The following is a 13027-nucleotide window of genomic DNA, read 5'->3' as shown; positions in this document are numbered from 1 at the left end:
TGGTGTCCATGAACCGCGTACCGACCAGTCCCGATTTCATCGCCGATGCCTTGCAGCTGATCGCCTTGCCGGCGTGCGCCTGCGATGCCTGCGGCATGGTGGTGGCCGCGAACGGCGCCCTGATCGCCCTGCTGGGTGTGGATATTTCCGGCCGGCTGCTGGCCGACTGTTTCAGCGACGCCTACCGCGTCTCGAGCACCAGCATGCTGCGCGGCGCGCTGGGCGCGGCGGGGCGCGAGCGGCACTGGGACAGCAGCCTGCAGGGCGCGGACCGCGCCATCGCCGTGCAGGTGTGGGCCAAGCCGTTGCCGGCGGGCGATGGCTTGCCGGGCGCGACCCTCGTGTTTGCCGACATCAGCGTGCAGCAGCGCGACCAGCAGGCCTTGCGCAAGACCTTGCTGGAGCAGCAGGCCATCCTGGAAAGCGCGGCCGTCGGCATCGTCTTTTCCAAGGGCGGCTTCATCGAGGAGTGCAATATCCGCGCCGCCGAAATGCTCGGTTATGCGCGCCACCAGCTGACCGGCATGCCCGGCGCGGTGCTGTACCGCTCCGCCGAGCATTGCCGCGCACTGGGACTGGAAGCGGCGCCGCTGCTGTCCAAAGGGAAGCCGTACCGCACCGAGCTGGAACTGCGGCGCCAGGATGGCACGCTGTTCTGGAGCCGGCTGCACGGACGCGCCGTCGACCCGCTGAATACGCACGACGGCACGGTGTGGATCATCGAAGATATCAGCGACCACCGGCGTGACGAGGATCAGTTGCGCCGCGCCCTGCTGGAAATGCAGGCGGTGATGGATAACGCGCCGCTGGCCATCGGTTTCCAGCGCGACAAGGGCGTGCTGCGCTACAACCGGCGCTTCGCCGAGTGTTTCGGCTTCGACGGCGACAGCGGCGTGGGCTTGCCGGTGGTCGACCTGTATCCGTCGCGCGCGGCCTACGAGAGCGTGGTGCGGCAGGCCTCGCCCCTGCTGCGGCGCGGCCTGCCGTTCCAGGGCGAGATGGAGATGCGCCGCCGCGACGGTTCCACCTTCTGGGCGCTGGCGTATGGCTATGTGCTCAATCCGGAAAACCAGGCCGACCGCGCGCTGCGCGACACGATCTGGCTGTTCGACGACCGCAGCGCGCAAAAGGCGGCCGAGGAGGCGACGCGCCAGCTGATGCTGGAGCAGCAGGCCATCCTCGACAACGCCTCCGTCGGCATCCTGTTTTCACGCGCGCGCCTGGTCCTGCGCTGCAATCCCCGCTTCGCCGAAATGTTCGGCTACACGCAGGACGAGATGACGGGCTTGCCCGCCGCCGAGCTGTTTCCGTCGGCCGCCGCCTACGAGGAGTTTGGCGTGCAGGCGACGCCGCTGCTGGGGCAGGGCTTGCCGTACGAGCAGGACGAATCGCTGTTCCGCCGCCGCGATGGCAGCCTGTTCTGGTGCCGCATCCGCGCCAAGGCCGTCGACCAGGCGCACAGCGAGCAGGGCGCCATCTGGATACTCGAAGACGTCACCGCCAGCCGGCAGGCGCAGATGGAAGTGGCGGCCATCATGACGAATGCCTCGGTGAGCATCCTGTTTACCAAGAACCGCCAGATCACGCGCTACAACCTGGGCTTTGCCGCCATGTTCGGCTACAGCGGCGACGAGGCGCTGGGCTTGCCGGGGCGCGCGCTGTATGTATCGCAGCAGTCGTACGACTTGCTGGGCGCGGCGGCCTTCCCCTTCCTCTCGGTGGGCAAGCCATTCCAGACGGAAGTGGAGATGATGCGTCGCGACGGCAGCACGCTGTGGGCGCAGCTGATCGCCTATGTCGTCAATCCGGACGACCCCACCGCGGGCACCATCTGGATCATCGAGGACCGCACGGAAGCCAAGCGCGCCGAAGAGTCCTTGCGCAACGCGCTGCTGGAAAACCAGGCCATCCTCGATAGCGCCGTGCTGGGCATCTCGGTGGTGGAGGGCGGCTTCAATTTACGCAGCAACAGCAAGATGGAGGAGCTGTTCGGCTATGCGCCCGGCGCAATGAACGGCCTCTCCGTGCAGGCCCTGTATCCGGACGTGGCGGCCTGGAAGGCGGCGCGCAGCGAGACGGCGCGCGATTTCAAGGCGGGCCGCGTGCACATGTCCGAATACCAGCTGGTGCGCAAGGACGGCAGCCGTTTCTGGGCGCGCCTGTCCGGTCGGCCGTTCGACCTGGCGCATGCGCATGGCCGCTCGGTGTGGCTGGTGGACGACGTGACGGCGCGCCGCGAGGCGGCCGAAGCGGTGCGCCGCGCGCGCGACGAGCTGGAACTGCGCGTGCACGAGCGCACGGCCGAACTGGCCGGCGCCAACCTGCTGCTGCAAGGCGAGATCGTCGAGCGGCGCCAGGCCGAGGCGCGCGTGCATCACATGGCTTACCACGACAACCTGACGGGCTTGCCGAACCGCGCGCTGCTGTCGGACCGCCTGGAGCGCGCCATGCTGGCGTCGCAGCGCTCCGGACGCAAGCTGGCCGTGATGTTCATCGACCTGGACCGCTTCAAGACCATCAATGATTCGCTGGGCCACATGACGGGCGATTTGCTGCTCAAGGAAGTGGCCGGCCGGCTGTGCCGCGCGGTGCGCGCCAGCGATACGGTGGCGCGCCTGGGCGGCGACGAATTCGTCGTGCTGGTGCCGGGCATACGCGGAGGCGATGAAGCGGCGCGCGTGGCCGAGAAAGTCATCGAGGCCCTGACGCCCGCCTTTCCTCTCGACGGCCACGTGCTGCACGTCACGCCGTCGATCGGCATCTGCGTGTATCCGGACGATGGCGGCGATGTCGATGCCCTGATGCGCCATGCCGATGCGGCCATGTACCATGCCAAGGGCAATGGCCGCAATAACTACCAGTTTTTCACGCAGACGATGAATCAGGCGGCGACCCTGCACTTCGACCTGGAAAGCAGCCTGCGCACGGCGCTGGCGCAAGACCAGTTCGAGCTGTTTTACCAGCCCGTCATCGATATCGCCACGCGCCGCCTGCACGGCATGGAAGTGCTGCTGCGCTGGCGCCGTCCCGGCCACGGCCTGGTGCTGCCGGACCGTTTCATTCCCATCATGGAGGAAAATGGCCTGATCGTGCCGGTCGGCGAATGGGTGCTGCGCCAGGCGTGCGCGCAAAGCATGGCCTGGCAGCGCCAGGGCCTGCAGCCGGTGCCGCTGGCGGTGAACCTGTCGCCGCGCCAGTTCATGCACAAGGGCCTGGTGGCGGCCATCGGCGCCGTGGTGCGGGAAACCGGCATCGACCCGGCGCTGCTGGAATTCGAGATCACCGAGACGGCGCTGATGCAGCATGGCGAGCATACGCTGGAGATTCTGCGCCAGATCAATGGCATGGGCTTGCGCCTGTCGATCGACGACTTCGGCACCGGCTATTCCAGCCTGGCCTACCTGAAGCGCTTCCCCGTGAAGAAGGTCAAGATCGACCGCGCCTTCATCAAGGACCTCGAGCATAGCGGGGAAGACCGCGCCATCGTGGCCGCCATCATCGCGCTGGCCGACAGCCTGCAATTGTCGGCCGTGGCCGAAGGGGTGGAGACGGAGGAGCAGTTCGCCCTGCTGCAGGCGCATGGCTGCCGCTACGCGCAGGGCTATCTGTTTTCGGCGCCCGTGCCGGCGGCGAATGCGCAGGCGTTGCTGGAACGCCGGGCATAAGCTGCTGCGCCGCCGTCAGGCGCTCCGGATCGGTCAGTCGATGGTGGCGACGACGGGCGCGTGGTCGGACGGCTGTTCCCACTTGCGCGGCACGCGGTCGATCACGCAAGCCGTGCAGCGGCCAGCCAGGGCGGGCGACAGCAGGATGTGGTCGATGCGCAGTCCTTTGTTGAGGCGGAAGCCCAGCTGGCGGTAATCCCACCAGCTGAACGATTTTTCCGCCTGCTCGAACAGGCGGAAGGCGTCCGTCAGGCCGATGTCGAACAGGCGCTGCAGGGCGGCGCGTTCCTTGTCCGAGACCAGCACTTGGCCTTCCCAGGCGACCGGGTCGTGCACGTCGCGGTCGTCGGGCGCGATATTGTAGTCGCCGACGACGGCCAGCTGCGGGTGCTGCTGCGCCTCCTCGGCCAGCCAGTCGTGCAGGGCGGCCAGCCAGCCCAGCTTGTACTCATATTTGTCCGAGTCGACGCTCTGGCCGTTCGGCACGTAGGCGCAGACGACGCGCACGCCGCCGATGGTGGCGGCCAGGATGCGCTGCTGCGCGTCTTCATAGCGCGGATTGTTCTTCACCACGTCGGTGATCGGCAGCTTCGACAGGATGGCCACGCCGTTGTAGGTCTTCTGGCCGCTGAAGACCACCTGGTAGCCGGCCGCCTCGATGTCGGCGACGGGGAACTTGTCGTCCGTCAGCTTGGTTTCTTGCAGGCACAGTATGTCGACCGGGTTGTCTGCCAGCCACTGCAGCACTTGCGGCAGGCGCACTTTGAGCGAGTTGACGTTCCAGGTGGCTAATTTCATGGGAAAAATCCTTGCTTGAATAGGTGACGATATGGTGTCGATAGGCGCGAATCTTACCGCATGCGTGTCGCCGGCGTCGTGCCAGGCTTGCCGAGCGCCTGCTTTGTTTGCTTGGAAGGAAAATGAATATAAAAAAAGTATTTATTTTTAACCAATCGTGGCGCATGAATATTATGTTTTTGTGTATGATTGATCAACCCCTATGTTTGATTTGGCATAAGTGGTTGGCGCGCTGCGCTGCGTATCGCGTTTTAACGCGACAAAGGTGTAAAGTTTCTCGCTAAAACGCGATAAAAACTACTAAAATGGCACAATGTAACAACTGTGTCACACAGCTTTGTTACGGCCAAGTTGGCAACCAGACAGGAAGCAGTTGTAATTAGTTGTAATTGCTATTCCGAATTACATGACCACTGTGCCCGGGGCGGAACGTAGAGTCCGTCCTTGGCGCCGCCAGACTTGTTATATAAATTGCAGTACTATATCTATGAGACTGTTTTGCGACATCAATAGATGGTACTATTTTGAAATGTTGCAGTTTTAATAGTGAGACTTGCGCGTAGCATTTGCAAAGGAAGAAAATGCGAACTGCATTTGAAGCGTGGGCGCAGCGTGACGGCCACATTGTGCGGCGAAGAGAAGACAAACCGGACGAGTACCTGATTTTCGAGACCCAGCGCCGCTGGGTCATCTGGCAGGCGGCTCTGACGCATGGCAAGACGGCAACCAAGCCGCGGGTCAGCGCGGCCGAAAAGGCAGCGAAGGCGCAGCGTGCGCTGGAGATGTCGTCCGACGAGGCAACGGTGCGCAACAAGGTGCTCAATGAGGTGCTGGACGCCTTCAGCGGTGCCGAAGGCGCCGCCGGCATGGAAGGCATTTTGAAAGTGATCCAGAGCCTGAAGATGAAACAGAAGGCACTGGCCGACGACAAGAGCGAAGATTCCACGGCTTGAGGGGACGGCGATGCGTTATCGGCACTACAAGGGCGGCATTTACGAACTGGTATGCGAAGCCACGCTGGAATCGGATCTGACGCCGATGATCGTCTATCGCGCCGCTGACGGCTCGATCTGGACGCGGCCGAAAGACGTGTTCTTTCAGCTGATCGAAGTCGAGGGCGTCATGGTGCAGCGATTTGCCCCCATTAACTGATGGCAGCCATCGTGCGTGCCCGCTGGGTTACTTCACGCAGGTTTACTTCAAGGTGTCACTTTCATGCATAAATTGCTGGCCGCCGCATTGCTGCTGGGCGCCGCGTGCGTCCCGGCGCATGCCGAAACCATCGGTTCCGTCGACACGGTCTTCAAGCTGATCGGCCCGGACCACAAGATCGTCGTCGAAGCCTATGACGATCCCCGCGTGTCGGGCGTCAGCTGCTATCTGTCGCGCGCCAAGACGGGCGGCATCAAGGGCGCCGTCGGCCTGGCGGAAGACAAGGCCGATGCGGCTGTCGCCTGCCGCCAGGTGGGGCCGCTGCAATTCAAGGGCAAGCTGCCGCGCCAGGAAGAAGTGTTCACCGAGCGTGCCTCGATCTTCTTCAAGCACGTGCGCGTGGTGCGCATGGTCGACAGCAAGCGCAATGCGCTGGTCTACCTCGTGTATTCGGACCGCCTGATCGAAGGCAGTCCGAAAAACAGCGTCACCGCCGTCGCCGTGCCTGGCGACCAGCCGATTCCCGTGCGCTAGGGTGGCCGCGATGCGCCGTCCCGTCAGTGCCCTGTCCGCATTGCTGCTGTTTGGCCTGGGCGGCTGCGCCACCTTGACCGGCAACACCGAGCAGATGGTGCTGGTGCAAACCATCCAGGATAACCGCGAGCTGCATGGCGCCGGCTGTATCCTCAGCAATGACGTCGGCAAGTGGTTCGTCACCACGCCCGGGCGCATCACCATCCGCAAGAGCCGCGAACCGCTGAAGGTCGACTGCAAGAAGCACGGTTCGCCCGCCATCGCGACGGACGGCAGCATCGATCCCAAGCTCAATGGCAGCGTCTGGGGCAATGTCATCCTGACCCTGGGCGTCGGCTATTTCGTCGACCGCAACACGGGCGCCGGCTTCGACTACCCATCCGTCCTGACCATCGTCATGCAGGACCCGGCGCGCATTGCGCCGCCGCCCGCAGCGGTCGCCGCGAAACCGCCCGCCATGCCGGGCGAGGCCACGCCGCAACCGGTCGTGCAGCCGACGGTGGCGCCGTCGCCGATTCCCGACCCTGTCGTCTATTAAATAGCGCTTCATCATGCAAAAAAACCGCCATGGTCACGGTGACCTGGCGGTTTTTTTACGGCATCAGGACGCCGGACGAAACCGTCGCGGGCGGGAGCTGGTAGGGGCCGGGAAGCGCAGCTGTACTTTTGTACAGCGAGCGTCGCCGGCCGCCCATGGCCCCGCGCAGCAGGGTTGGTCTGGCGTTCCCTTACACGCGGTTGATCAGGAACGTCGTCAGCAGGGGCACCGGACGACCGGTGGCGCCTTTTGCGCCGCCCGATTTCCATGCCGTGCCGGCGATGTCCAGATGCGCCCAGGTGTACTTCTTGGTGAAGTTTTCCAGGAAGGCCGCTGCCGTCACCGAACCGCCGCCTGGCGTGCCGATGTTGGCCAGGTCGGCGAAGTTCGACTTCAGCTGCTCGTTGTATGCCTCTTCGATCGGCATGCGCCAGGCCGTGTCGCTGGCTTGCTTGCCGGCTGCCAGCAGCTCATTGGCCAGCTGGTCATGCGCCGCATCGCTGCGCGTAAACAGGCCGCTGTTGTGGTGGCCCAGCGCGATGACGCAGGCGCCCGTCAGGGTGGCGATATCGACGACGGCTGCCGGCTTGAAGCGTTCGGCGTAGGTCAGTGCGTCGCACAGCACCAGGCGGCCTTCGGCGTCGGTGTTCAGCACTTCGATGGTCAGGCCATTCATGGAGGTGACGATGTCGCCCGGCTTGGTGGCGCGGCCCGATGGCATGTTTTCGCAGGCGGCGATGACGCCGATGACGTTCAGCTTCAGGTTCATTTCACCGATGGCGCGGAAGGTGCCCAGCACCGAGGCGGCGCCGCACATGTCGTATTTCATCTCGTCCATGCCAGGACCGGCCTTGATCGAGATGCCGCCCGTGTCGAAGGTGATGCCTTTGCCGACCAGGACGACTGGCGCATCCTTGGCCTTGCCGCCCATGTGTTTCAGGACGATGAACTTCGGCGGCTGCTCGCTGCCGTTGGTGACGGACAGGAAGCTGCCCATTTTCAGCGCTTCCAGCTGTTTGCGGTCCAGTACTTCGACTTCAAACTTGTAATCCTTGCCCAGCTGCTTGGCCGTGTTGGCCAGGTAGGTTGGATTGGCGATGTTCGCCGGCAGGTCGCCCAGCTTGCGCGTCAGGTCGGAACCGTTGGCAATGGCGATGGCTTGTGCCAGCGCGCCGCGCGTGGCAGCGGTGGCAGGTGCCGACAGGACGATCTTGCGCACGCCCGCTGGCGCTGGATCTTTCTTGCTCTTTTGCGAGTCGCAGCGGTATTCGCTGTCATGTGCGGCTTGTACAACGCAACGGATTGCCCAATTAACGTCGCGCTCTTTCACATCCGTCAGCGGTAGTGCGATAATGGCGTCCGCGGCGCCGAGGGAGCCGAAGGCCTTCAGTGCAGCTTGTACGCCGGTAGCGAAGTTTTTTTCGCTGACCGTTTCATCGCTGCCCATGCCGACCAGCAGAACGCGTTCTGCGACGACGCCATCGATTGCGCGCAGCAGCAAAGTGCTGCCAGGCTTGCCGCTGATGTCGCCGGACTTCAGCGCAGCCGAAATCGCACCCTTGCTGTCCAGCGATTTTGCCGCTGGCGACAGTTTTTTGTTTTCGAATACCGCAACCGCGATGCATCCGCTTTTGGCCGTGCCGAGGGTGCTCTTGGTATCGAATGCTTTTATGCTAAAGTCCATTTGGTTCTCCGTTTTCATTTACTAGTAACGTGTTACTCAACTAACTGACCCGAATTATAAACTCCGAATGATCTTTCAACGCGCCCTTCGACGTGAATTGGCTAGTGCCGCCGGGGCCACCTTCACTGTTTTGTTCAGCATCCTGCTCACCTGGATGCTGATCGGTATTCTCGGCAAGGCGGCGGGCGGCAAGATCGCGTCCTCCGACGTCATGTCCCTGATGGTCTTTTCCGCCCTGATGCAGCTGCCCACCATCCTCATCCTCACCGGTTTCATCGCGGTGCTGATGGTCGTCACGCGCAGTTACAAGGAATCGGAGATGGTGGTGTGGTTCGCCTCCGGCCTGAGCCTGTCGCGCTGGATCTGGCCCGTGCTCAGCTTTGGCCTGCCGCTGGTGCTGGCCACCGGCATCCTGAGCCTGTACGCCACGCCTTGGGCGCAGCAGAAAAGCGACGAATACGTGGCGCGCTTCGAAAAACGCGAAGACCTGCAGAAGGTCACGCCTGGCCAGTTCCGCGAATCGGCTGGCAGCAACCGCATCTTCTTCGTCGAAGGCGCCAGCGGCGAGAAAAACGTGGTGCAGAACGTCTTCGTCAACACCGTCGATGAAAAAGGCAGTGCCGTCGTCGTCGTCGCCAAGGAAGGCGTGATCAATACCGACGCCCGTGGCGAACGCTTCCTGGTGCTGAAGAGCGGCCGCCGCTACCAGGGTGTGCCGACGCAGGCCGACTTCCAGACCATGGAATTCGAGCAGTACATCATGCGCATCGAGAGCAAGCCGCAGGAACTGGGGGCGGATCTCGGCGTGCGCGCCATGAGCACCATGGCGCTGATCGCCGCGAACAACCAGTACACGATGGCAGAACTGCTGTGGCGCATCAGCGCACCGTTGATTGGCCTGATGCTGATCCTGCTGGCCATTCCGCTGGGTTTTGTCAATCCGCGCGCCGGCAGTTCGGCCAACCTGATCGTGGCCTTGCTGATCTTCTTCTCGTATAGCAATCTGATCAAGGTTGTCGAGGCGAGCGTGAAACAGGGCAGGCTGACGTTTGGCGTGGCCTGGTGGCCGCTGCACCTGCTGGCGGCACTGGCCGTGGTGGCGCTGTTCGCCTGGCGCCTGAATGTCAACCACCGCTACCATCCGCTGGTTCTGCTGGCATCCTTCAAGCGCGCGCGCCGCGCCGGCAACACAAGTAAAGCGGTATCGAAATGAAGATTTTACAGCGCTATTTTGCGGTCTCGATATTCCAGGCGGTGCTGTTCGTGCTGCTGGCCTTCCTGGCACTGCAAGCCTTCATCGACCTGACGGGCGAGCTGCCCAAGGTGGGGCGCAATGGTTACACCATCCAGTACGCCTTCCTGTATGTGCTGGTGCTGGTGCCTGGCCATGTGTACGAAGTGATGCCGATCGCGGCGCTGATCGGCACCATCTATACGATGGCGCAGTTTGCCGCCAGCTCGGAATTTACCATCATGCGCGCGTCGAGCATGTCGACGGCGATGGCGGCCGGCTTCCTGTTCCGCATCGGTATCGTCTTCGTCGTCATCACCTTCATCTTCGGCGAATTGATTACGCCACGCACGGAGCCGCTGGCCGAGCGCCTGAAGCTGACCTCGCGCGGCGCGGCCGTGTCGAGCGAATTCCGCTCGGGCCTGTGGACCAAGGACATGGTCAAGAGCGATGGCCTGACGGGCGCCGTCACCGGTTCGCGTTTCTTCAATGTCGGCGAAGCGCAGCCGGACGGGCAGCTGAAAAACGTCAAGCTGTATGAATTTGACACCGATATGCGCTTGCGTACCTTGACCGTGGCCAACGGCGCTACCTATCAGGGCAAGAATATCTGGCGCTTGACGGATGTGACGGAAACCTCGTTCTCGAACAGCGCCACCGCCGCACCCGGTTACGAGCCGAAGCTGGAAAACTACTATGGCCAGGAAACGAGCCTGGTGCACACCGTGAAAAGCGCGACCAAGGACATGGTCTCGGAAGTGACGCCGAAGATCCTGACGGTGTCGGCCTCCGATCCCGAGCGCATGTCGGCCAGCGAACTGGCCGTATATACGCGCCACCTGGCCGAAAACAAGCAGGAAACGGAGCGCTTCCGCATCGCCTTCTGGAAAAAGCTGATCGATCCGCTGGCCATTTTCGTGCTGATGGCGCTGGCGCTGCCGTTTGCCTACATGCATACGCGCAGCGGCGGCATCAGCCTGAAGATTTTCATCGGTATCATGATCGGCGTGAGCTTCATGCTGGTCAACACACTGTTTTCGCACCTTGGCTTGCTGAGCACCTGGCCGGCCTTCCTGACGGCGGTGGCGCCGAGCGCCCTGTATCTGCTGCTGGCGCTGGGCGCCCTGTGGTGGGTGGAGCGGCACTGATGCATGCCACCGGCACGCCCGCGGCCGGCGCGCAGCAGGCGCTGATCCTGTTTGCCCATGGCGCGCGCGCCGCATCCTGGGCCGCGCCATTCGAACGCCTGCGCGAGCTGACCCAGGCGCGCATGCCCGCAACGTCCGTGCACCTGGCTTTCCTTGAACTGATGACGCCGCGCCTGCCCGAACTGGTGCAGGCGCTGCTGGCCGAACTGCCCGCTGGCGCCACGCTGGACGTCACCGTGGTGCCGGTGTTCCTGGGACAGGGCGGGCATGTGCTGCGCGACTTGCCGCTATTGGCGGAAGAGCTGCGCCAGCGGCATCCGCAACTGCGCCTGAACGTGGTCGAGGCGGTGGGCGAGAATGCCGGCGTGCTGGCTGCCATCGCCGACTATTGCGTGGCCGCGCCGGGCGCTACGCAGTCCTCTTGAGCCGCGCCGGCTGCGCGCCTTCCCCCGTGAACATCGATATCGTCTATCTGTGGGTCGATGGCGCGGACCCGGCATGGCGCGCGCGCCAGCAGCAGGCGTATGCGGCATGGGAGCAGGCGCATCCCGGCCAGCTGGCCCTGCACGGCAACGTGGCGGGCCGCTATCGCGATAACGGCGAACTGCGCTACAACCTGCGCGCACTCGAGCGCTTCTTTCCCGGCCATGGCCATATCTACTTGCTGACGGACCGCCAGGTGCCGGCCTGGCTGCGTTCTTCAAAGCGCCTGACGGTGCTCGATCACCGCAGCCTGATGCCCGAAGCGGCCTTGCCCGTGTTCGACTCGGGCCATATCGAATCGTACCTGCACCATATTCCGGGCTTGTCCGAACGCTTCCTGTACCTGAATGACGATGTGTTTTTGGGGGCGCCATTCGAGCCGGGATTCTGGTTCGGCGAAGGGCAGCGCAGCCATCTGAGCGTCTTCACGGAAAGCGCGCTGCAGGAGGAGCCGGACGGCTTGCGCGCCGATGCGGCGGCGCCCGTCAATTGCGCCACCCTGGCCCGGCAATGGCTGTCGGCGCGGTATCCCGATTACCGGCACGAGGCGCGCCTGTATGCGCATGCGCCGCGCCCCATGCTGAAAAGCGCGCTGCACGAACTCGAGGCGCTGGCGCCGGCCATGTTTGCCAGCGTGCGCGCGACGGTGTTCCGCTCATGGCAGGTGCCGGCATTGCTGCCGGACCTGGTGCCGCGCTGGATGGTGCATATGGGGTATGCGCATGCGCGCATTTTCGATCCGCTGCATATCGCCAGTGGCGATGCGGATGCGCCGCTGCAGCTGGAGCAGCTGCTGGCGCGTTTTGGCAGCCTGCCTTTCTTCTGCATCAACGATACCTGCGACGAGGTGGAGGATGATGATCCGCGCCTGCTGCGCGTGGCGGCTACCTTGCAGCGGCTGCTGCCGCTGCCGTCGTCATTCGAACACGCCTAGGCCTGTTTTTTCCTTGGCGCCAGGCTGACGCGCGCGGCCGCCGAGCTGTCGCACAGCGAGGCGAGGAACAGCAGCAGGTAGGCGCCCAGCTCCAGCACTTCCTCGCCCAGCAGCGCATACGCGTCGGGCATGCCGTGGAAGACCTTCTTGTCGAAGGGCCAGCCGGCCACCATCAGCAAGCCGCCAATCAAGGTCAGGATGGTGATGCGCATGCTGAAAATCAGTCCCGCATGGGCAAACACCTTGCGCGCGCGCGGCGCGAAGAAGATCAGCAAGCGTATCAGTATCAGCAATTCCACCACGCGCAGGGCTTTCTCAAGCTGGGCCCAGGCGGGTGCCGTGCCGAACTGGTCAATATCGAGTTCGCGCAGCAGGAAGCCGAACAGCAGGGCGCACAGGCCCGCATGCATCAGGAAGCGCAGCGACTGGCGGTCGGACTCCTGCCAGGCGCGCACGCCGTGCACCGTGCAGGCCAGGGCCAGGAACAGCGCCTGCAGCCATTCCAGCAAATGGTTTTCATCGTCGATATTCGGAAACACCGTCCACAGGGCGATGGAGGCAAGCATGCTCAAGAGCACGGCGCTGGCGACGCCGGCATTGCTGCGGCTGAGCGAATACAGGGATTCGCGCACGGTAGAGAAATTCATGTGTTGATCGTGACGGCTAAAGTTGCGCGGCGGCGGTATTGCAGCCCGCGGGCGCAGCTTTTTTCGGGGAGACTGCCGCGCGGTTCCCGTCAGCCGGGATGCCGCACAGCAAGCGCTATGGCGAGGCGAAGCGTAAGTTTCATTGCTGTTACGCAATAACTTCTCGAGAAAAGATGCGTCAGCATCCTATCATGTTTTACCTGGAGACGTCAG

General features: G+C 63.4%; 12 protein-coding genes. 9 read left to right on the top strand and 3 right to left on the bottom strand.

Annotation, left to right across the window (positions count from 1 at the left end):
- The first annotated feature begins 8 nt into the window (after positions 1–8).
- Entirely contained in the window at positions 9–3665 is a 3657-nt protein-coding gene (locus tag YQ44_RS19545) for a sensor domain-containing protein (RefSeq protein ID WP_071326630.1), read from the top strand.
- Between the two features lie 33 nt (positions 3666–3698).
- On the opposite strand, the gene xth is transcribed toward YQ44_RS19545, so the two are convergent.
- Positions 3699–4463 (bottom strand): exodeoxyribonuclease III, encoded by a 765-nt coding sequence (xth, locus tag YQ44_RS19540; RefSeq protein WP_071324798.1) that lies wholly within the window; start codon positions 4461–4463, stop codon positions 3699–3701.
- A 581-nt stretch (positions 4464–5044) separates the two neighbouring features.
- Here xth and YQ44_RS19535 point away from each other — a divergent pair.
- The 4 genes from YQ44_RS19535 to YQ44_RS19520 all read left to right on the top strand — a co-directional run bounded on the left by YQ44_RS19535 (position 5045) and on the right by YQ44_RS19520 (position 6687).
- Positions 5045–5416 carry a hypothetical protein gene (locus YQ44_RS19535; RefSeq protein WP_071324797.1) on the top strand — a complete coding sequence of 124 codons (372 nt, stop codon included), beginning with the start codon at positions 5045–5047 and terminating at the stop codon, positions 5414–5416.
- 10 nt (positions 5417–5426) lie between these two features.
- A complete protein-coding gene (locus YQ44_RS19530) occupies positions 5427–5615 on the top strand; it encodes a DUF1653 domain-containing protein (RefSeq protein WP_065306721.1) in 189 nt (62 codons plus the stop codon).
- Positions 5616–5678: 63 nt separating this feature from the next.
- Positions 5679–6149, top strand: coding sequence for a CreA family protein (locus tag YQ44_RS19525; RefSeq protein WP_083411959.1), 471 nt, complete (start codon positions 5679–5681; stop codon positions 6147–6149).
- Between the two features lie 10 nt (positions 6150–6159).
- Positions 6160–6687, top strand: coding sequence for a hypothetical protein (locus YQ44_RS19520; RefSeq protein WP_071326629.1), 528 nt, complete (start codon positions 6160–6162; stop codon positions 6685–6687).
- Positions 6688–6877: 190 nt separating this feature from the next.
- Here YQ44_RS19520 and YQ44_RS19515 read toward each other — a convergent pair whose 3' ends face one another.
- Positions 6878–8371 carry a leucyl aminopeptidase gene (locus YQ44_RS19515; protein WP_071324795.1) on the bottom strand — a complete coding sequence of 498 codons (1494 nt, stop codon included), beginning with the start codon at positions 8369–8371 and terminating at the stop codon, positions 6878–6880.
- A 97-nt stretch (positions 8372–8468) separates the two neighbouring features.
- Here YQ44_RS19515 and lptF point away from each other — a divergent pair, with 97 nt between their 5' ends.
- From lptF to YQ44_RS19495, 4 genes are read left to right on the top strand one after another with little or no spacing between them, the layout of a single operon-like run.
- Positions 8469–9584, top strand: coding sequence for an LPS export ABC transporter permease LptF (gene lptF / locus YQ44_RS19510; RefSeq protein WP_335589231.1), 1116 nt, complete (start codon positions 8469–8471; stop codon positions 9582–9584).
- On the top strand, positions 9581–10750 hold the full coding sequence (lptG, locus tag YQ44_RS19505) for an LPS export ABC transporter permease LptG (RefSeq protein ID WP_071324793.1): 1170 nt from the start codon (positions 9581–9583) through the stop codon (positions 10748–10750). The genes lptF and lptG overlap by 4 nt, the downstream gene beginning before the upstream one ends.
- The gene (locus YQ44_RS19500) at positions 10750–11175 is read left to right on the top strand and encodes a sirohydrochlorin chelatase (protein ID WP_071324792.1); all 426 of its coding nucleotides are present in this window, start codon (positions 10750–10752) and stop codon (positions 11173–11175) included. The genes lptG and YQ44_RS19500 overlap by 1 nt, the downstream gene beginning before the upstream one ends.
- A 26-nt stretch (positions 11176–11201) precedes the next feature.
- Complete coding sequence (locus YQ44_RS19495) at positions 11202–12167, top strand: Stealth CR1 domain-containing protein (RefSeq protein WP_232250947.1); 966 nt, start codon at positions 11202–11204, stop codon at positions 12165–12167.
- Here YQ44_RS19495 and YQ44_RS19490 read toward each other — a convergent pair.
- Positions 12164–12814 carry a hypothetical protein gene (locus YQ44_RS19490; protein ID WP_071324790.1) on the bottom strand — a complete coding sequence of 217 codons (651 nt, stop codon included), beginning with the start codon at positions 12812–12814 and terminating at the stop codon, positions 12164–12166. The genes YQ44_RS19495 and YQ44_RS19490 overlap by 4 nt on opposite strands.
- Positions 12815–13027 lie beyond the last annotated feature (213 nt).

This window comes from Janthinobacterium sp. 1_2014MBL_MicDiv (genome assembly GCF_001865675.1).
Taxonomy (GTDB): Bacteria; Pseudomonadota; Gammaproteobacteria; order Burkholderiales; family Burkholderiaceae_D; genus Janthinobacterium.
Note: the sequence above shows the minus strand (reverse complement) of the source record. Positions and strands in the feature narration are given on the sequence as shown.